Source organism: Rickettsia philipii str. 364D (genome assembly GCF_000283995.1).
GTDB lineage: Bacteria > Pseudomonadota > Alphaproteobacteria > Rickettsiales > Rickettsiaceae > Rickettsia > Rickettsia rickettsii.
In genome coordinates this window covers 1,032,782-1,054,135 of sequence record NC_016930.1, presented here as the reverse complement: position 1 = coordinate 1,054,135, position 21,354 = coordinate 1,032,782, and the positions used below count along the sequence as shown (strand labels likewise).

The window sequence follows — 21,354 nt, the reverse complement described above, 5'->3', positions numbered from 1 at the left end:
TTTGTTTTTGGGAAATCTACATTATCTTAGCCAAGTGTATGAAAGTGTTTAAGCTTTCTTCATCGTCTTTGGTCATTATATAATGCACTTTGACATATATAAGCATTTGATGTGTTTTGTCCGATATTTTATTTTTCTCTAACAACACATATGATTTATGAGTATTGTTATGTTCATCTTGTATACTAAACACTTTATTTACTGTAACTGATTTATCGGATTTTGATATAAAATCATAAAATAGTTTAAAGAATCTCTAAATAATTCGCTTAATTGCTTATCATTTTCAAGTTCTGCATATGATAACTATCTTGCAGTTTTCAACTTAAAATATGCTTTAATCATTTCAAGAGCAGAATATCTATCGCAGTTATTATTAAGAATTTTATATAACATTTTTTTATCAAAATATGCAGGTATTATTTTTAAATCCTTATTAATAATTTGCTGTTTGTAATAAGATAATTGACGCATAAACACGATAAAAGTAGCTGTAAGCCCTACAACTAAGATAGAGTATAAATTTAGTGATTGAAAAAGCATATTTTGAATATATTTAATTATAACTACCAATGATAGTATAGTATTTTACTTTTCAATCTAAAAATGAACCATTATTACTGTATATTATTTATTTTTTCTCTCAATTAGTTTATTTATCACATATCTATCCATGCTAATAAAATAAAGTAAATTTAAAGTACTAATTGTTAGCTTGTTTCTTGCTTTTAACGTTACTATTTGCTGGGGAATACAGTTAAATCTATATAATTACAACTATAAAAAACATCGCAATATATTATAGCTTCTTTCTATCAATTCACGGAATATATTAAGTTGTACTTCCTTTGCTTATTTATCGTATAAAGTGAAATTTTCTATTGACTTTTATATAAAACAGTATAAATTTCTTTACAATTTAATTTTTTGTAAAGAATTTATTCTAGGCTATGAAAAAGAACAGAGAAGTTTAACAAGCGACCAAAAAGCAGCCACAGGAATTTTATCTACAGCTACTTTTCTTGAGTATTGTGATTTAATGTTGTACGTCCATTTAGCAGTATCAATGCATTGTTCTTTCCTACATATGATGCGAGTGCAGCTGCTCTTCTCTCTGCCTTTACCTTTTGTGCTACCTTTATATTTAGACCACTAGGAGCATATGTTTTTGGTTGAATAGGTGATAGATATAAATTAGGGCGAAAATCTACTGTTATTATCTACCTTAATGGCTTTATCCTGTATAATTATACTTATGAACAAGTAGGTTATTTTGCTGCTGTATTAATCACAATTTGCCGTGCAATTCAAGGTATAGCTTCTGTAGGTGCAATAGTAGTAGCAGAACTTTATTTAACTGAAATTACAAAACCACCTATACAATATCCCGTAGTTTCTTTTATTGCCGTAGCATCAGTAATTGGGACAACTGTAGCTTTAGCTATAGTATCTTTAGTTACTACTCAAGGATTTAATTGGCGTCTTGCCGTTTGGATAGATGCAATTATTGTAGTTGTGAGAGGTTACGCTAAAGCTCATCTTAGAGAAACGCCTGATTTTGTAGATGCAAGTGCTAGACTTTTACGAAAATATGAAAAAGCAAATATTGACAAAAAAGAATTAAAAAACGATGAGATTTTTTACCAAAAACCTAATAAGAAGACAACTATATATTTTGTCATAATGGTTGTGCTTGGCCCATATTTTCTACTATACTTATATTACTTGTGGTGAAGTTTTAAAGAATGCATTTGGATATAGTGCAGCTCAGGTTGTTCATCATAATTTTATTATTTCAATGTTCCACCTAGCTAGTATGTCTTTAAATATGTTTTCTAAGTTATAAAATATATCCTTTAAAAATTCTTAGAGTAAAATTAGCTTTACTCTTATATTGATTCTATTTGCACCATACCTTTTAAAAAGTACAACTACACCTTTCCAGCTTCTTTTAATTCAAATAGGTTTGATAATATGTTCATTTGATACTGTTCCTGCTGTTTCAATCTTTTTTAGGCTCCGGTTTTTAAACGCTTCACAGTAGTATTATATATGCTGTTTCTAGAGCCTTAATGTGTATAATCACTTCGTTTGGAATTATATATTTAACAAAATATTTGGGTCAATATGGTTTGTTTGTTGTGATGGTTCCATTACTTATAATTTGTATGTTTGGTCTAAATCATTTTCAAAAGTTGGAAAAAGAAGCAGGTTATTCATAGTGAATAATGATATTTATCTTTGTATAAAAACCTATAGCAAATTTCATTAAACTTTTCTTCAATTTCATAACACTCTAAATGTATAGCAACAACTAGAAACTTCTTAAATGTTTCCACAATGATCTGCTTCGCTTTTTCAGGTTATTTAGCTCCTAATGTTTGTACATTATGAATACGATCAAATAATTTTATAAGTGCGGTATCCTATCTTTTTTGCTTAATTAATAGGTTTAAGCTTTCCTCGACACTGATTTGTCCGTGAGGTTTAATTCTAGTTAAACCTTCTACATGTTTTGCTATTTCTTTACCAAAAATTTCGATGCTCAGCTTTTCAGTAAGTTCTGTATCCTCTAGTATAGTGGAAGTAGAGCAGCATTTATCATATTAGAAGTAAAAAGCTTAGGCGCTTCGTCTGCTACAAACTTTGCAAGCATAATCTCTACTTCGATCGGGTGCGAATAATACGGATCACCTGACTGACGCATTTGTGCACCATGATATTTACGAGCGTAGTAGATACCTGTTTTAACTGCCTCTATATCAACAGGATTTTTTACTTTAGTGTTTAAATATTCGAGTTTATCAACTAGCTTTTTAGCGTAAACACAAATTTCAAACTTTTCTTTCCAAGAGTTTATATCTTCCATAAAAGTTATTTTATTTATATTAATAATAGTTGATTACAATTAAAGCAAAAGTGTAAAAATTGTAATAACAAATAATTTTTAACTTTAAATAGATTAATAGTTTTTGGTTACATTGTATTTAAACAATTTCATTTTGTGTTATTATTTATTTTTGCTTCTTGTTCTTGCTGTCATTTATACCCTGCTGCTTTTTCTTCTATATATTTAAAAAAGAAATAACAAAAAGTTAAAAAACTAGTGAGAATAATAGCAAATGTTATTAATATTAACTTAAGCTCTTTTCTTGCATTGTGAGCTTTTAAACGCTTTTCCTCCTCTTCATCTATTATTCACTCAAAGGTTAAAGTTTCTTCTTCTTTATTTTCCATATTTTAACTCTTATAAATTAAATTATATTATGAATGACAGAGTTTAATTATCATTTTTAAGAAAAGTAATCTATAAAGTAATTAAAATAAGTCAATGACTATAATTATTTAGAGTTGAAAAGATTATCATTACGCGGGAATGACATCGGAAGGCTAAATTACAGCATAAAACAACTGCTTTTAGGTGATATCTGCTTTTAATCTTAATTTTTATATTCCAGGATAAACTATAGTATGCTAAGATATTGCTTTTAAAAATAAGTGATTATCAGTGTCAAAATTTTCTTTTAATATTCATCATCAGCATAAAAAAGCTAGAAGCGGTATTATCGTGACTGCACACGGTGAGATGCGTACACCCGCTTTTATGCCAGTTGGAACTAGAGGAACGGTTAAGGCAATGCTACCTGAATCGGTAGCAGAAACGGGGGCGGATATATTGCTTGGCAATACTTACCACTTAATGCTTCAGCCGACTGCCGAACGTATAGTACAGCTTGGTGGCTTACATAAATTCATGAATTGGGATAAGCCGATATTAACCGATTCTGGCGGTTTTCAGGTAATGTCGCTATCGAAGTTATGCAAGATCACCGAAGAGGGAGTAAGTTTCAGCTCTCATATTAACGGCGATAAATATATGTTAACTCCTGAGCGTTCTACCGAAATACAATATCTGCTCGGTAGCACAATCACTATGGCTTTTGATGAATGTACGCCTTACCCTGCAACCTTTGAAGAAGCTAAAACTTCTATGCAGCTTACGACTAGATGGGCGAAGAGATCACGTAATACTTTTGTTAAGCGGGAAGGCTATGCACAATTCGGTATTATTCAAGGTAGCGTTTACGAAGAATTACGTGAGCAATCGGCTAAGGATCTAGTAGAACTTGATTTTGACGGTTATGCTATAGGTGGACTTGCAGTAGGGGAGGGGCAGGAGCTTATGTTTAAAGTACTTGATTATGCTCCTGATTTTCTGCCGCAAAATAAGCCGCGTTATTTAATGGGAGTCGGTAAGCCTGCTGATATTATAGGTGCGGTTAGCAGGGGTATAGATATGTTTGACTGCGTAATCCCGACACGCTCAGGTCGCAACGGTCAGGCTTTTACGAAATACGGTACGGTAAATATCCGCAATAGCAAATATGCCGATGATAACAAGCCGCTAGAACATGATTGCCTATGTCCTGCTTGTAGAAACTATAGTAAAGCTTATCTACATCATTTAGTTAGAATCGGTGAAATACTTGGCTCTATGCTAATGACATGGCATAATTTAACATATTTCCAAAATCTCATGAGCCGTATTAGAGCATATATTAAACTAGGTAAAGATTTTGATTTTGATTCTTAAAGTGACTAGTTATAAAACATGCCTTATTACATGTAAACGTACTTAAGTAGGTTATGTTATGAAAAAAGTTTGTGCAGATCACACTTCAGTGATTGTAACTAGACAAAAACAAAAACCGGTGGTTATTATGTCGCTTGAAGATCATAATGCTATGGAGGAAACTATACTGGTTAAAAAGTCCTAAAAATGCTGAAAGACTAAAACGAGCAATTAGCGATTTTGAAGAAAATAAAAATTTTAGGAATTGGATTTGATTGTAAATTAAAATAAAAGTATGAACTACTAATGCAAAATATTGATTTAATATCTGAAGAGGAAGCACAAAAATTACTAGAAGAACTCGCTGATAAAATTGCAGCGTATAACCATGCTTATTATATAGAAGATAATCCTTTAGTTTCTGATAGCGAGTATGATCAGCTATTTAATACCAATCTCAAGTTAGAACAAAAATTTCCTCATTTAATTTTAGAAAATAGTCCTAGCAAAAAAGTAGGGGCTAAAATAGCAAATAAATTTGCTAAAGTTACGCATCAAGTGCCCATGTTATCTCTCAGTAATGCTTTTGATGAGCAAGATGTGAGAGATTTTGTAGACCGTATAAAAATTTTCTTACGCCTTAATGAGTTTGCTCCTATCTTTTGTGAACCTAAAATAGACGGTTTGTCTTTTTCTGCTGTTTATAAACACGGGGTGCTTACAACGGGAGCTACAAGAGGTGACGGATATGTCGGTGAAGATATAACAGCAAATATTAAAACAATCAAAAATTTTCCTCATAAAATAGATAATGTTCCGGAGTTTTTAGAAGTACGAGGGGAAATTTATATTGAAAAACAAGATTTTTTAAATCTAAATAAAGAACAAGAAGAGCAGGGCAAGGATAAATTTGCCAATCCTCGTAATGCTGCTGCCGGATCACTTCGTCAGCTTGATTCTTCTATTACGGCTAAAAGACCGCTCAAATATTTTGTATATTCAGGAGGGGTAACTGAACAGAATCTCGCTTCTTCACAAGATCAATTACTTACAAAATTAAAAGAATGCGGCTTTAACATTAATGAAATATCTAAACTTGCGAGTTCTGAAGAAGAAATTTTTGCCTTTTACGAATATCTCAAAACAAATAGAGAAAATTTACCTTATGAAATTGATGGAGTAGTATATAAGCTAAATGATTTTGCACTGCAAAATAGAATGGGCTTTATTGCACGAAATCCACGCTTTGCTACCGCTCATAAATTTCCTGCAATAATAGGACAAACAAAGTTACTTTCTATTACTGTACAGGTCGGTAGAACTGGTACGTTAACGCCAGTAGCCGAACTTGAACCCATAGAAATAGGCGGGGTCACTGTTAGCAGAGCAACATTACATAATTTCCAAGAAATTGCACGAAAAGATTTGCGGATTAAGGATTATGTATTCCTGCAACGTGCTGGTGACGTTATTCCTAAAATCATGGGAGTTGATTTTGATAAACGTCCTAATGATACAGAAACGTTTGATACTCCTTTATTTTGTCTGTCATGCAATTCTAAATTGCATTATACGCCTGAAGATATTATTATACGCTGTGATAATGGCCTTAACTGCCCTGCTCAGAATTATGAGCGTATCCGTCATTTTGTATCGAAAAATGCTATGGATATTGAGGGGCTTGGGCGTAAGCAAGTTGAGTTTTTAATAGATAAGGGATTGATTAGTAATCCTTTAGATATTTTCTTTTTAAAAGACAAAAATGACTCTAGCTTAGCAAAACTTGAAAATATGGATGGATGGGGTAAAAAATCAGTAGAAAATCTTTTTAAAAATATAGAAAAATCAAAAAACGTTAGTTTGCCAAGATTTATATATGCATTAGGCATAAGGCATATCGGTGAACAAAATGCTAAATTACTTGCTAGAGAATTTGGCAGCTATAATAATTTTATAGCTCAAATGGAATTGCTTAGAACAAATGAGCCTGATATTTATCAAAAACTAAACAATTTAGAAGGAATCGGTGATAAGATTTTAGTAGATATTATTGATTTTTTTGATGTTAAAGAAAATATTGAGCTTATCAAAAAACTTGGTGAAATATTAAATATTGAAGATTATAAAGAGACTAGAGAACAGAGTAGTTTAACGGACAAGATAGTCGTATTTACCGGTAGTTTACCGACGATATCTAGAGCAGAAGCTAAAGCAACGGCTGAGAAGCTTGGGGCTAAAGTTGCAGTTGGCGTATCATCGAACACGGATTTAGTTGTAGCCGGCGTTGATGCAGGCAGTAAACTTAAAAAAGCTAAAGAGCTTAATATTAAAATTATTGATGAAGAAGAATGGCTTACACTTATAAAAAATGTTTAAAGCAAGGCATTGCTAACTAAATGATAGTAAATAAAAAACTCGCTGTCATTTCCGCGAAAGCGGGAATGACATCGGAAAGCTAAACTACACTATAAAACAACTTTTTCTAGGCAATGCTAAACTTTTTGACAAAGATAGAACAGTTATTACAAAACATATTAATAAAATGCTAAAAGAAAGAAAACTATATAGTATGTGCAAATTTTGTACATACTGCCGCTGATGGTAAAACATACCAAGTAGAATACTATAATTTAGATATGATAATATCAGTAGGATATAGGGTAAATTCTAAGAGAGGGATCGCTTTCAGAAAATGGGCTACTAACTTACTTAAAGAATGTCTAATTAAAGGCTATAGTATTAATCTACACTGCTTTTACGAAAGATTGCACAGTAAATTATACTATGATATAATATATAATTACTGTAGCTAAATTAGACGAGATGCCTAAATATACTAATACGAGAAGCCATTAAAAATTATTTACGTGAACTAAAAGAAGATAGAGCAGATGCAGAAACTGCTTTAGCAAGAAGCAATAATAAAAGTGATAAATTACTTACTTCAACAGAAGCAACGGAATTCTTAAAAAAGAAATATGGTTTATAAAGTATATGCTCTATGTCATTCCCGCGAAAGCGGGAATGACATAGAGCCATGCGTGCGAGTTGGTAATAGACGTGAAATTTATGATTAATTTAAAATGAACTATCGTCATATTTATCATGCAGGCAATTTTGCCGATATAGTCAAACATTTAGTCCTAATTAGTATTTTAGAACAGCTCAAGAAAAAAGAAAAACCTTTTGTGGTTTTAGATGCTTTTACTGGGCCAGGTCTTTACGATTTAAACTCGGAGGCGGCGTCTAAAACTCTAGAAAGCGATACGGGAATTAATAAATTACTGCAAGCTACCGATCCTATTCCTCAGCTCTTACAAACTTTTTTAAATATAATAAATATAGCAGGCAAAAGTCACTACCCAGGTTCACCTTTTATAATTAAGCAATTATTAAGACCAAATGATCGCTTAATTGCCTGCGAACTTCATCCAAGCGATTATTTAAGTTTAAAAAAATTATTACCAAATGATACGCATAATATAGATGCTTATAATGCTATCAAAGCTTTGCTACCATTTAAAGAGAATAGAGGATTAATTTTTCTTGATCCGCCTTTTGAAGTAAAAAATGAGTTTCAAAAATTACTTGAAGCACTTAAAAAAATTAAGCTACGAGTTCTTAATAATACTGTCTTAATTTGGTATCCTATAAAAGATTTATCTTTAGTCCGTGATTTTTACCATAATTACAAAAATATCGGATTTAAAGAAACTATGATTATTGAATATGAGCTTTTAAATAGTGATAAAAATATGGTAAAGTGTGGGTTAATGTTAATTAACCCTCCAAATATTAGAGGAGAATTAGAGCAATTAACAGAATATTTAAGTGGCACTCTTAATTTGAAATTTACATACATTTATCTTTAATGTCTTTTAAAAAATATATCTTTTTACTGTTTATAGTTTTTCTTGTTCAAGGTTGTAGCAGTATTAAAAAATCTAGTGATACTACGTTACTTGCTACTACTTCATCTCAATTAAAACAAAAATATAAAATCAGCCATGCGGATTTAGTAGTACAGTATGATTTAACAAACAAAAATAGCAAATGTATATATGCAAAAAACTTAGGTCTAATAATTAATAACCCTAAACAAAATAAGATTTTTTTACACAAATTACATAATAAAAACCCAGCAGAATTTAATAAAGCAGCCGAAATAAAAATAGCTAATATAAAAGCAGTTGTAACAAAACTACATTCAAAATATAAGTTTCTCTCTAAACCGGAAGCTAGCTATTTTGCAAAAAAACAAACTCATAGGAATAATATCTCAGAATTAACCAAGCTTGATAAAATAATTAGTACAATACCACTTATGATGCCGGAATATGAGCCGAAAATTACTAGCCATTACGGAACTAGGACAAGTCCTCATAAAAAGAAAAGAAAAAAGAAATGTTTCCATAGTGGTATTGATTTACAAGCTAAAAAAGCAGCACCGATATATGCGGCAGCAAGCGGAATTGTTATAAAAGCCGCTAGAGCACCTGATTACGGGAATTTTGTTGAGATTAAACATGGACACAAATTTGTTACGAAATATGCTCATTTAAAAGAAATGTCAGTCAAGGAAGGAAATAAAATTAAGCGTGGTCAATTTATCGGTATACAAGGAAGCACTGGTAATGCAACGGGTGAACATTTGCATTTTGAAATTCTGTTAGATAATAAAGCAATCAATCCGTTTGACTTTATTTTTAACTACCATAAATGTTAAACTATGATCAAACTTTTATATCCTGAATTTTGGCAGAAGCGAAATATTATAGCTTATTTGCTTTTGCCTATAAGCTTGATATATCAATTTTTAGGCTATTTACGAGCTAGTTTAGCACGTCCTATTATGTTGCCTGCTAAAGTTATTTGTGTCGGTAATTGTAGCGTAGGAGGTACGGGTAAGACGCAGATAGTAATGTATCTAGCCAAATTACTAAAAGCTAGAAATGTAAGTTTTGTAATAGTAACTAAGGCTTATGGTAGTAACCTTAAAAGTGCAACTACCATACATCAAAGACATACAGCATTAGAGGTAGGAGATGAGGGGGTAATACTTGCAAAGTACGGAGCAGTTATTGCTACTAAAAATATTAAAGAGATTGTGCCGTTAATTAACGAGCTTAAACCTGATATAATAATAGTTGATGATTTCCTACAAAATCCTTATTTTCATAAAGACTTTACTATAGTCTCAGTAGATAGCCAAAGGCTTTTCGGCAACGGTTTTCTAATTCCTGCCGGTCCTTTAAGACAATATCCAAATAAAGCCCTTGATGCAGCTGATTTAATTTTTTTAGTCAGTAGCCACCAAGATAAAATACCGCAGATTTTAACTCCTTATGTCAATAAGTTAATAAATGCTCAAATAGTTCCTTCAAATAATATAGATAAAACTAAAAATTATTTTGCTTTTAGCGGTATCGGTAATCCTGAGCGTTTCTTTGCGACTTTAAAAAATTACGGATTAAATATAACCGGTTACAAAATTTTTCCTGATCATTATAATTATTTACAAGCAGATTTAGAAAATTTATATTCATTAGCTAAAGAGCATAATGCTACCTTAGTTACTACAAGAAAAGATCATGTTAAGTTTAATGATTTAAATAATAATATTGTCTGTCTAGATGTAGAATTATCTATAAACCATCCTGATTTATTAAATGAAAAAATTTTTAAAAAAGCTTAGATATTTAATTGAGTATTTTATCGTTGTTATATTTCTGAAAGTAATAGGAATATTCGGTGTAGATAAAGCGGCGGATATTTGTAGTTTTATAGCAAGAAAAGTCGGTATATTATTTGCTGTTAATAAAATTGCTAGACGAAATATTAAAGTAGTATTCGGTTATATGTGTGATGTTGAAAAAATCATAGATCAAACTTGGGATAATTTTGGTAGGTTTATCGGTGAATTTACATATGTTAGCAAGATGGATGAAGCCGAGTTAGAGCGTAGAATCGCAATAATCGGCATAGAAAATATTAAAAAACTTGAAGGACAACCTTTTTTATTATTTAGCGGTCACTTTGCCAATTGGGATATTAGTATTAAGATTCTTCATAAATTTTATCCGAAAGTTGCCGTAATTTATCGTAAAGCAAATAACCCATATGTTAACAAGTTGGTTAATGAAAGTCGTGCCGGTGATAAATTAAGACTTATACCGAAAGGTCCTGAAGGTAGCAGAGCTTTAGTCAGGGCTATCAAGGAGAGTGAATCTATTGTTATGCTTGTTGATCAAAAAATGAACGATGGAATTGAAGTGCCTTTTTTAGGGCATCCTGCTATGACTGCAAGCGCCATCGCTAAAATTGCTTTGCAGTATAAATATCCAATTATACCTTGCCAAATCATTAGAACTAAAGGCAGTTATTTTAAAGTAATAGTTCATCCGCAATTAAAGTTGGAGCAAACCGGCGATAATAAAGCCGATTGCTATAATATTATGCTTAATATTAATCAAATGCTAGGAGAATGGGTTAAGCAAAATCCTGCTCAATGGTTTTGGTTTCACAATAGATGGAAGCAATGAAACGTCATTGCGAACAGCCGTAAGCTGCGTGGCAATCTCGTCCAATATCCTGAGATTGCTTCGTCAATTGCTATGCAATTTCCTCGCAATGACAAAAAAATGAGCCACGGTATGACATTTTAAGAAAGCATAGTCCGTAATTTCTCAAGTACTTCTTGAGCATGATTTTTAGCATTTACCGACCGCCAAATATGTTTAACTATGCCTTCCTTATCAAGTAAAAACGTAGCTCTATCAATACCCATATATTTTTTACCGAACATTGATTTTTCTATCCATACCCCTAATTGTTCGCATAAATTTGAATTTGCATCAGAGGCTAAATCAAATCCTAAACTATATTTTTCTTTAAATTTATCATGAGAGTCAAGCTTATCTTTGGATACTCCGATAATTACCGTATTAAGTTTATCGAATTCCGGTTTTAGCTTGTTAAAATCTTGTGCTTCAATAGTACATCCAGGTGTATCGTCTTTCGGGTAAAAATATAATATTACGAATTTTCCTTTTAAATCCGATAGTTTAATTACGTTATCTTGACCTATGTGTAAAGATAAATCGGGAAGTTTTTTTCCTAGTTCTAATGTCATAACACCCTCAAATTTATTTGATACAATAACTATATATTCAATATGTACTTTTTAAAATTGCTTTTTATAATTATATTATTTATGATACCGGTATATAATGCTTAAGTTTAATTTTTATTAACTATTTCAATAAAGAAAGAGGTTTTATAAGAACTATAAGTGAAGCACTTGAAGAATTACATTAACATCTTAAGGACTCTGCTAAAATTACTACTGTCGATTTTAATAAAAAATGTCATGAAGTAGCAGATAAATTATCCGTCAAAATTAATGATTTAGAGGCATATGCTAAGGATAGTAAAGACCATTCTTTAGAAACTATAAAAGCGCAATATAAAAATTTAACGAAAGAGTTACAGGATTATCAGAAAATTAAAGATGATAAAGTGGAAGAATATAGATAGACTCTTGTGAAAAAACTTGATGATTTAAGTCAGAAAGTTGAACAATATAATAATAAACATAAATAATTGGAGAATATAATGAAAAAATTTTTAATAACCTTAGGTGCTGCCGCTACTTTATTATTAACACCTAGTATTTTTGCAGATTTGCCTACCAAGGATGAAACAACAGCAAATGAAGTACAAACTGCAGAAGTAGCTACAAGCAGTACAAAAACAATTACCGAAAACTTACAGGAATTAAAAGACAATTTAACAAATCTAGCACAAACGGGAGCCGATAAATTTAATCAGACCTTAAGCAATACTTATGATCAGATAGCCCAAAGCGTTACAGAGATAAAAAAGAATGTGAAAGATCAGAAAGATAAACAAGGTGAAGAACTGCAAAAATCTATAGATGCTGTAAAAGCAAAAATGGAAGCTTATAAAAAAGCAGGCAGCAAGAAGCAAGAAAAAATACGTCAGCACCTAGTGGATAAATTAGAAGAGCTAAATAAAAATATTAACGAATATAATAACGATGAAGAAAAAGCAAATTCGTAATTTTTTAACGTCATTGCGAGGAGATGCGTAGCATCGACGCGGCAATCTCATAAAGTAGGATCAACTTCTGAGATTGCTTCGTCGCAACTTATAGTTTTTCCTCGCAATGACTGCAGACAATACACCCTTAAAAACCGGTATTATTTATGACTATTACCAAAGCAAAAATTGCAGCTATGTTAAGCTCTAAATTGGGTTTTTCAAATCATTTATGCGAGGAAATAGTTCATACGGTTTTTTCTAATATTTTAGAAATAGCAAAAGCGCAAAAATTAACTTTAAAGAATTTTGGTAGCTTTGAGGTGAAACAAAAAAATCCACGTCCCGGAATAAATTTTCATACCAAAGCACTGGTAATTATAGAATCAAAAAAGCATTTACGTTTTGTCCCTTCTTCTAAATTAAAAGCTTTAATTAATGAATCTACTCGATGAACTTCGTTATAATTTGTTGGCTTGTTGTATGTCTCGGAAAATGCTTTTTATGTCATTCCCGCGAAAGTAGGAATCCAGTAAAACCTATAAAAAACTTGTTTTTTTAGGTTTATTGTGTCAATAATGTGTATCAATATTAAGGTTATTTTTGGGACTCCCGCCTACGCGGGAATGACATAAAACGAGCCATGCAACAAAATCTGTATTCGGAGTATATGACAAACAATAAGCTAACAAAAAAATATTATTCTGCTAGTGAAGTGATTAAGCATTTAAATATTGCTTTACATCAATTAAGATATCTAGAGACAAAAAGCCCTGATTTATCTAATTATAAAATAAATAATAGAAAATATTATACTGCTAATGATATTGATCTACTCCAAAAATCTTTAAATAAAGATATTACATCTCTTTCTACCGCTAGAATCGATATATTACTTACCAATTTCCATAATTTGTCTCTTCAAATAAAAAAAATTCTTGCCGATTCCTCGATGACGTGCGTATAGTACTTGTCATATCATGTTTTAAAGAAAAGAACATATTATGACAATAAGACAAATGGTAAAGCCAGTAATTATAGGTATATCTGGTCCTGAATTAACCGATGCCGAAAGAGAATTATTTGAAGAGCATAATCCTTTAGGTGTAGTTTTATTCCGTCGTAATATTAGAAAGAATGATAACGGTGCGCAGGTTAAAGAAGCCCTTATTAAGCTTATTGCAGATATAAAAGAAGTATTAGGGGAAAATACTATCATCTCTATAGATCAAGAAGGCGGTAGGGTACAAAGGCTTATAGCACCGACTTTTTATGACGCTCCGGCTGCTCAAACTTTTACTGATCCCCAAGCATGTAAACAAAATTATAGTGATATTGCGAAAGAGCTGAGAGAAGTAGGCATTAATCTAGATTTTGCACCGGTAGCGGATTTGCTCCACGAAGGAGCAGACAAGATAGTCGGCGATAGAAGTTTTGGTTGGGAGCCGGAAGTAGTCGTGCCTTTATGTTTAGCTGCTATAGACGGATTACAAGAAGAGAAAGTCGGGGCTTGTATAAAACATATTCCGGGCCATGGTAGAGCTACGGTGGATAGCCATAAAAAATTACCGATTGTCGATGTTGATATAGAAGAGTTAGCAAAAACAGACTTTAAAGTATTTAAGGAGCTCGCGAAGCACGATAATATTAAACTTGCTATGACGGCACATATAATTTATAAAGCTCTTGATCCTGAGAATCCTGCCACCCTATCAAAAAAAGTGATAGACTATATTAAAAATAATATCGGCTTTAAAGGGCTTATTATTTCCGATGCAATAGATATGAAAGCTTTAAGCGGTAGTATGGCAGATATAACCAAAGAAGTTTTAGATGCAGGCGTAGATATAGTACTTGAATGTACCGGAGAATTTAACAAAATGTCTGAAGTTCTATGTAGTGTTTCGGAAAGTTCTATAGATAAATTTTCTGACTTGTTTATTGCGTAATGCTATTATTCATTTAATGTCATACCGCGGCTCGACCGCGGTATCTTAGGACCCAGTCTGTGATGTAAGATCCCATGATCATAAAGCCACGGGATGACAACTGCACAACGGCAGGTATTTAGCCGTAAAATGGCTATTAAGGAACTTATCCAATTAATCTAAGTTAAAATTAATTAAACAATTATATTGAAAAAATTTATTTTTACTATTAATCTGTTTTTTAATTTTTAGTTAAAGAATTAATTTTATAAATAAGCTATAGGTAATCTTTACTAAGAATAGAGATATAGAGAATTTTAGGTAGCAGGAGGGGATTTGATTTGTGATATTATTAATCTGCTTAAAGAAGATTTAAATAAAGCAGATATAGAAAATGAGATATATATGCGTCTTAAAGAACCTTATTCTGTTTTAAAAAAGATGAAAAGGAAAGAAGTGCCGATTGATGCATTGAAAGACTTAATTGCATGTAGGATTATAGTTAAATCTAAAGCTCTATGCTATAATGCTTTGGACATAGTTAAGAGTTCTCCGCATTTAGATTGGTTATACACCAAAGATTATATCAATAGACCAAAAAGTAACGGCTATCAGTCTCTTCATAATATAATGCAGCTTTTACACTCTAAACGTAATTTTGAAATACAGATAAGAAGTGAAAATATGCATAAAGATGCGGAGCTTGGTAGAGCAGCTCATTTAAATTATAAAGAAGAACAAGACCGTCATTTGCAAAAAGTTTTTGACATTACTAATGACACGATACTTTCTAAAGCACGTCAAATGGTGAAACAATTTGAAGGATTCGAAGAGCAAATTGTAGAATATGAAAAAGAAATTATGCGTATTTGGCATACTAAATACGACGAAATGCTAAAATGGGCAAATACTGCTGAAGTGCTAATATTTAACAAAGATTAGGGGGATAATTGGTTCGTCATCCAGTGACTTGACCATGGAATCCAGTGCTTGGTGTCATACTGCGAGCTTGTAGCGGTATCCATCTAAAAAAATCAAAAATGTGTACTTATTAAGTTATTTTTTTTGGATCCCGCGGTCAAGCCACGGGATGACACTGATAAGGCATAACGCCAATGTGGTAAAAATATAACATTTATTAAAACTTTATAAAAAAACTATAGCTATGCTTGTAATTATATACAATATATAGTATGCTCAGCCCGTAGTTTAGAAACTATTGAAACAAAATATTAGGTTATTTCCTTATCAAATGTGGGATATCTTGACTCACGTTTGATAAGCTTGTTTTAATACTAGGTACTAAATTTTAACTTAAATATAGGACAAAAATTATGGCTCAAAAACCAAATTTTCTAAAAAAATTAATTTCCGCAGGGTTGGTAACTGCTTCTACAGCTACCATAGTAGCCAGTTTTGCAGGTTCAGCTATGGGTGCTGCTATACAGCAGAATAGAACAACAAACGGCGCTGCTACAACTGTTGATGGTGCGGGATTTGACCAAACTGCCGCTCTTGCAAATGTTGGAGTTGCTCTAAATGCAGTTATTACTGCTAATGCTAATAATGGTATTAATTTAAATACTCCAGCCGGTAGTTTTAACGGTTTGTTTTTAAATACTGCAAACCATTTAGCAGTGACAGTGAGTGAAGATACTACCTTAGGGTTCATCACTAATGTTGTTAATAACGCTCACTCCTTTAACCTTACGCTTAATGCCGGTAAAACTCTTACTATAACAGGTCAAGGTGTTACTAATGCACAAGCTGCTGCTACAAAAAATGCTCAAAATGTTGTTGTACAATTTAATAATGGTGCTGCTATTGACAATAATGATCTTAAAGGTGTAGGAAGAATAGACTTCGGTGCTCCGGCTTCTACATTAGTATTTAATTTAGCAAATCCTACAACTCAAAAAGCTCCTCTTATACTTGGAGATAATGCTGTAATAGTTAATGGTGTTAACGGTACATTAAATGTTACTAATGGATTTATTCAAGTTTCAAATAAAAGTTTTGCTACTGTTAAGGCAATTAATATCGCTGACGGTCAAGGTATCATATTCAATACTGATGCTAATAATGCTAATACTTTAAATTTACAAGCAGGTGGTACTACTATTAATTTTAATGGAACAGACGGTACGGGTAGATTAGTATTATTAAGTAAGAATGCTGCTGCTACCAACTTTAACATTACAGGAAGTTTAGGCGGTAATCTAAAAGGTATTATCGAATTTAACACTGTTGCAGTAGACGGTCAACTTACAGCTAATGCAGGCGCTGCTAATGCAGTAATAGGTACTAATAATGGCGCAGGTAGAGCTGCAGGATTTGTTGTTAGCGTAGATAATGGTAAGGTAGCAACAATCGATGGACAAGTTTATGCTAAAGACATGGTTATACAAAGTGCTAATGCAACTGGGCAAGTAAATTTTAGACACATAGTTGACGTTGGTGCAGACGGTACTACTGCCTTTAAAACAGCAGCTTCTAAAGTTACAATAACCCAAGACTCAAACTTTGGTAATACTGATTTCGGTAATCTTGCAGCACAGATTAAAGTTCCTAATGGTATAACCCTTACCGGTAATTTTACAGGTGATGCTAGCAATCCCGCTAACACTGCAGGTGTGATAACTTTTGATTCTAACGGTACTTTAGAAAGTGCTAGTGCAGATGCAAATGTTGCGGTGACAAATAATATTACAGCAATTGAAGCATCAGGTGCCGGAGTTGTCCAATTATCAGGAACACATGCTGCCGAGTTACGTTTAGGAAATGCCGGTTCTATCTTTAAACTTGCTGACGGTACAGTTATAAACGGTAAAGTTAACCAAACTGCTCTTGTCGGCGGTGCTCTTGCAGCCGGTACTATTACCTTAGACGGTAGTGCTACAATTACCGGCGATATAGGGAACGCTGGCGGTGCTGCTGCGTTACAACGCATTACTTTAGCTAACGATGCTAAAAAAACATTAACACTTGGTGGAGCAAATATTATCGGTGCTAATGGTGGAACGATTGATTTGCAAGCTAACGGTGGTACTATTAAATTAACAAGCACTCAAAATAATATTGTAGTTGATTTTGATTTAGCTATAGCTACTGATCAAACAGGCGTTGTTGATGCGAGTAGCCTAACAAATGCTCAAACTTTAACTATTAACGGTAAAATCGGTACTATTGGAGCTAATAATAAAACTCTTGGACAATTTAATATTGGCTCAAGTAAAACAGCTTTAAGTAACGGTAATGTTGCTATTAACGAGTTAGTTATTGGAAATGACGGTGCAGTACAATTCGCTCATGATACTTATTTAATAACAAGAACTACAAATGCTGCCGGTCAAGGTAAAATAATATTTAATCCTGTTGTCAATAATGATACAACTCTTGCAGCCGGTACAAATTTAGGTAGTGCTACAAATCCACTTGCAGAAATTAATTTTGGATCTAAAGGGGTTAATGTTGATACTGTATTAAATGTTGGTGAAGGTGTAAATTTATATGCTACTAATATTACTACTACCGATGCTAACGTAGGTTCTTTCGTCTTTAATGCCGGTGGAACAAATATAGTAAGCGGTACAGTCGGTGGACAGCAAGGTAATAAGTTTAATGCTGTAGCATTAGAGAACGGTACTACTGTTAAGTTCTTAGGTAATGCAACATTTAACGGTAACACTACAATTGCAGCTAATTCTACCTTACAAATCGGTGGTAACTATACTGCAGACTGTGTTGCATCTGCCGATGGTACCGGTATAGTAGAATTCGTTAACACCGGTCCTATTACCGTAACATTAAACAAACAAGCTGCACCTGTTAATGCTTTAAAACAAATAACGGTTTCTGGTCCCGGTAACGTAGTGATTAATGAGATAGGTAATGCAGGTAATCATCATGGTGCCGTGACTGATACGATTGCTTTTGAAAATTCAAGTTTAGGTGCAGTTGTATTCTTACCTAGAGGCATTCCATTCAATGATGCAGGCAACACAATGCCTTTAACAATTAAAAGTACCGTAGGTAATAAAACAGCTAAAGGTTTTGATGTTCCTAGCGTGGTTGTTTTAGGTGTTGATAGTGTCATCGCTGACGGTCAAGTAATCGGTGATCAAAATAATATCGTAGATCTAGGTCTTGGAAGCGATAACGGCATAATCGTTAATGCTACTACATTATATGCAGGTATCAGTACTATAAACAATAATCAAGGTACTGTCACACTTAGCGGTGGTGTTCCTAATACCCCTGGTACAGTTTATGGCTTAGGCACAGGTATTGGCGCTTCAAAGTTCAAGCAAGTAACGTTTACTACAGACTATAACAACTTAGGTAATATTATTGCAACTAACGCAACAATTAATGACGGTGTCACTGTTACTACAGGCGGTATAGCCGGAATAGGTTTTGACGGTAAAATTACTCTTGGAAGTGTTAACGGTAACGGTAATGTAAGATTTGCTGACGGTATATTGTCTAATTCTACAAGTATTATTGGTACTACTAAAGCTAATAATGGTACTGTAACTTATTTAGGTAATGCATTCGTCGGTAATATAGGTAATTCAGATACTCCTGTAGCGTCTGTTAGATTTACAGGTAGTGATAGTGGTGCAGGATTACAAGGAAATATTTATTCACAAGTCATAGACTTTGGTACTTATAACTTAGGTATTGTAAATTCTAATATAATTTTAGGCGGCGGTACTACTGCTATTAACGGTAAAATCGATCTTGTTACAAATACTTTAACATTTGCAAGTGGTACTTCAACATGGGGCAACAATACTTCTATTGAAACTACTTTAACATTAGCAAACGGTAATATAGGTCACATCGTTATCTTGGAAGGTGCGCAAGTTAATACAACAACAACCACAGGAACTACAACCATTAAAGTACAAGATAATGCCAATGCAAATTTCAGTGGTACACAAACTTATACTTTAATCCAAGGTGGTGCTAGATTTAACGGTACTTTAGGAGGTCCCAACTTTGCTGTAACCGGAAGTAATCGTTTCGTAAATTACGGTTTAATACGTGCTGCTAACCAAGATTATGTAATAACACGTACTAACAATGCAGAAAACGTAGTTACTAATGATATCGCAAATAGTCCGTTTGGAGGTGCACCGGGTGTAGGTCAGAACATTACAACATTTGTAAATGCAACTAATACTGCAGCATATAATAATCTTCTTTTAGCTAAAAATAGTGCTAATTCTGCTAACTTTGTTGGAGCTATCGTTACCGATACAAGTGCGGCCATAACTAATGTACAATTAGATTTAGCTAAAGATATCCAAGCTCAACTTGGTAACAGATTAGGTGCTCTTAGATATTTAGGTACTCCTGAAACTGCTGAAATGGCTGGACCTGAAGCTGGAGCAATATCGGCTGCGGTTGCTGCAGGTGACGAGGCTATGGATAATGTAGCTTACGGTATATGGGCAAAACCTTTCTATACTGATGCACATCAAAGTAAGAAAGGTGGTTTAGCTGGTTATAAAGCTAAAACCACCGGTGTCGTAATCGGTTTAGATACGCTAGCTAACGATAATTTAATGATCGGTGCTGCTATCGGTATCACTAAAACTGATATAAAACATCAAGATTATAAGAAAGGTGATAAAACCGACGTTAACGGTTTCTCATTCTCTCTATATGGTGCCCAGCAGCTTGTTAAGAACTTCTTTGCTCAAGGTAGTGCAATATTTAGCTTAAACCAAGTGAAGAACAAAAGTCAGCGTTACTTCTTCGATGCTAACGGTAATATGAGCAAGCAAATTGCTGCCGGTCATTACGATAACATGACATTTGGTGGTAACTTAACAGTCGGTTATGATTACAATGCAATGCAAGGTGTGTTAGTAACTCCAATGGCAGGACTTAGCTACTTAAAGTCTTCTGACGAAAACTACAAAGAAACCGGTACAACAGTTGCAAACAAGCAAGTTAACAGCAAATTTAGCGATAGAACCGATTTAATAGTAGGTGCTAAAGTAGCCGGCAGTACTATGAACATAACTGATCTTGCGGTATATCCGGAAGTTCACGCTTTTGTGGTTCACAAAGTAACCGGTAGATTATCTAAAACTCAGTCTGTATTAGACGGACAAGTTACTCCGTGTATCAGCCAGCCTGACAGAACCACTAAAACATCTTATAATTTAGGTTTAAGTGCAAGCATAAGATCTGATGCTAAGATGGAGTACGGAATCGGTTACGATGCTCAGATTTCAAGTAAATATACTGCACATCAAGGTACTCTAAAAGTCCGTGTAAACTTCTAATCGCTCCCGATTAGCAAGTTTATAAGTTCCTCCAGAAAAAAAGCCCTCTTTGAAAAAAGGGGGCTTCGTTTGTTCTTTCTTCCCGCCTACATGCCTTGTTGCATGGCTCAAAACCTATTACATCCCCGCGTAGGCAGGGATCCAGAAAAAAGCGAGATAAATCGAGCTTTTAATTTTACAAACTTATTGTGTATAATCTTTAAATTACTGGAGTCCCGCTTTCGTGGGAAGGACATAAACGAGCCATACAACAACCCTCCGCCTATTCGAGAATTACATCACCTACTTTTCCCCCCGTGCAATACCTTCACTAACCTCAAATTTTATTGACTTCTAGTCGAAAAGATATAAATTTTTACAGCTAAGAATTTAAAATTAATAAATATTATGAAAAAAATATATATTAGTGATTATTATGCTTCTAATAAGCGGAAGTATATTTGCTCAAAGCCAAATATCCAATTTCGTTGTACCGGTTAGCTATTTTATA

17 protein-coding genes and 1 pseudogene are annotated in these 21,354 nt (G+C 33.2%); 15 read left to right on the top strand and 3 right to left on the bottom strand.

Annotated elements, in window-relative coordinates:
* Positions 1–16: 16 nt before the first annotated feature.
* A pseudogene (locus tag RSA_RS10345) lies at positions 17–573 on the bottom strand (hypothetical protein).
* Between the two features lie 603 nt (positions 574–1,176).
* On the opposite strand from RSA_RS10345, the gene RSA_RS08005 reads away from it, so the two are divergent.
* Positions 1,177–1,734 (top strand): MFS transporter, encoded by a 558-nt coding sequence (locus RSA_RS08005; RefSeq protein ID WP_081498231.1) that lies wholly within the window; start codon positions 1,177–1,179, stop codon positions 1,732–1,734.
* Positions 1,735–2,572: 838 nt separating this feature from the next.
* Here the strand turns inward: RSA_RS08005 and RSA_RS05495 are convergent.
* Positions 2,573–2,869, bottom strand: a complete 297-nt coding sequence (locus RSA_RS05495) for a bifunctional (p)ppGpp synthetase/guanosine-3',5'-bis(diphosphate) 3'-pyrophosphohydrolase (protein ID WP_014364974.1) — start codon at positions 2,867–2,869, stop codon at positions 2,573–2,575.
* Between the two features lie 639 nt (positions 2,870–3,508).
* On the opposite strand from RSA_RS05495, the gene tgt reads away from it, so the two are divergent.
* The 8 genes from tgt (at position 3,509) to RSA_RS05465 (ending at position 11,115) form a co-directional block, all read left to right on the top strand.
* A complete protein-coding gene (tgt, locus tag RSA_RS05490) occupies positions 3,509–4,594 on the top strand; it encodes a tRNA guanosine(34) transglycosylase Tgt (RefSeq protein ID WP_014364973.1) in 1,086 nt (361 codons plus the stop codon).
* A gap of 58 nt (positions 4,595–4,652) precedes the next feature.
* A complete protein-coding gene (locus RSA_RS09730) occupies positions 4,653–4,778 on the top strand; it encodes a type II toxin-antitoxin system Phd/YefM family antitoxin (RefSeq protein ID WP_014364972.1) in 126 nt (41 codons plus the stop codon).
* A 101-nt stretch (positions 4,779–4,879) separates the two neighbouring features.
* Positions 4,880–6,949 carry an NAD-dependent DNA ligase LigA gene (ligA, locus tag RSA_RS05485; RefSeq protein WP_014364971.1) on the top strand — a complete coding sequence of 690 codons (2,070 nt, stop codon included), beginning with the start codon at positions 4,880–4,882 and terminating at the stop codon, positions 6,947–6,949.
* A 188-nt stretch (positions 6,950–7,137) separates the two neighbouring features.
* Entirely contained in the window at positions 7,138–7,386 is a 249-nt protein-coding gene (rhuM, locus tag RSA_RS07980; RefSeq protein WP_081498230.1) for a RhuM family protein, read from the top strand.
* A gap of 270 nt (positions 7,387–7,656) precedes the next feature.
* Positions 7,657–8,445 carry a 23S rRNA (adenine(2030)-N(6))-methyltransferase RlmJ gene (locus RSA_RS05480; RefSeq protein WP_012151228.1) on the top strand — a complete coding sequence of 263 codons (789 nt, stop codon included), beginning with the start codon at positions 7,657–7,659 and terminating at the stop codon, positions 8,443–8,445.
* Positions 8,445–9,299, top strand: a complete 855-nt coding sequence (locus RSA_RS05475; RefSeq protein WP_014364970.1) for a M23 family metallopeptidase — start codon at positions 8,445–8,447, stop codon at positions 9,297–9,299. Before RSA_RS05480 ends, RSA_RS05475 begins: the two co-directional genes overlap by 1 nt.
* A gap of 3 nt (positions 9,300–9,302) precedes the next feature.
* Positions 9,303–10,268 carry a tetraacyldisaccharide 4'-kinase gene (gene lpxK / locus RSA_RS05470; protein ID WP_014364969.1) on the top strand — a complete coding sequence of 322 codons (966 nt, stop codon included), beginning with the start codon at positions 9,303–9,305 and terminating at the stop codon, positions 10,266–10,268.
* Positions 10,243–11,115, top strand: coding sequence for a lipid A biosynthesis lauroyl acyltransferase (locus RSA_RS05465; RefSeq protein WP_014364968.1), 873 nt, complete (start codon positions 10,243–10,245; stop codon positions 11,113–11,115). The genes lpxK and RSA_RS05465 overlap by 26 nt, the downstream gene beginning before the upstream one ends.
* Before the next feature lie 119 nt (positions 11,116–11,234).
* Here the strand turns inward: RSA_RS05465 and bcp are convergent, their stop codons facing one another.
* Positions 11,235–11,705: a thioredoxin-dependent thiol peroxidase gene (gene bcp / locus RSA_RS05460; protein WP_004997602.1), complete on the bottom strand. Its 471-nt coding sequence runs from the start codon at positions 11,703–11,705 to the stop codon at positions 11,235–11,237.
* A 482-nt stretch (positions 11,706–12,187) separates the two neighbouring features.
* Here bcp and RSA_RS05455 point away from each other — a divergent pair, with 482 nt between their 5' ends.
* From RSA_RS05455 to ompB, 6 genes are all read left to right on the top strand, one after another.
* The gene (locus RSA_RS05455; RefSeq protein ID WP_014364967.1) at positions 12,188–12,655 is read left to right on the top strand and encodes a hypothetical protein; all 468 of its coding nucleotides are present in this window, start codon (positions 12,188–12,190) and stop codon (positions 12,653–12,655) included.
* 146 nt (positions 12,656–12,801) lie between these two features.
* Positions 12,802–13,089, top strand: coding sequence for an HU family DNA-binding protein (locus RSA_RS05450; RefSeq protein WP_012151223.1), 288 nt, complete (start codon positions 12,802–12,804; stop codon positions 13,087–13,089).
* 215 nt (positions 13,090–13,304) lie between these two features.
* Positions 13,305–13,601, top strand: a complete 297-nt coding sequence (locus tag RSA_RS05445; RefSeq protein ID WP_014364966.1) for a MerR family transcriptional regulator — start codon at positions 13,305–13,307, stop codon at positions 13,599–13,601.
* A gap of 37 nt (positions 13,602–13,638) precedes the next feature.
* Entirely contained in the window at positions 13,639–14,583 is a 945-nt protein-coding gene (gene nagZ / locus RSA_RS05440) for a beta-N-acetylhexosaminidase (RefSeq protein ID WP_014364965.1), read from the top strand.
* A 315-nt stretch (positions 14,584–14,898) separates the two neighbouring features.
* Positions 14,899–15,504: a guanosine polyphosphate pyrophosphohydrolase gene (locus RSA_RS05435; RefSeq protein ID WP_014364964.1), complete on the top strand. Its 606-nt coding sequence runs from the start codon at positions 14,899–14,901 to the stop codon at positions 15,502–15,504.
* 392 nt (positions 15,505–15,896) lie between these two features.
* Positions 15,897–20,864, top strand: coding sequence for an outer membrane protein OmpB (gene ompB, locus RSA_RS05430; protein WP_014364963.1), 4,968 nt, complete (start codon positions 15,897–15,899; stop codon positions 20,862–20,864).
* Positions 20,865–21,354: the final 490 nt, after the last annotated feature.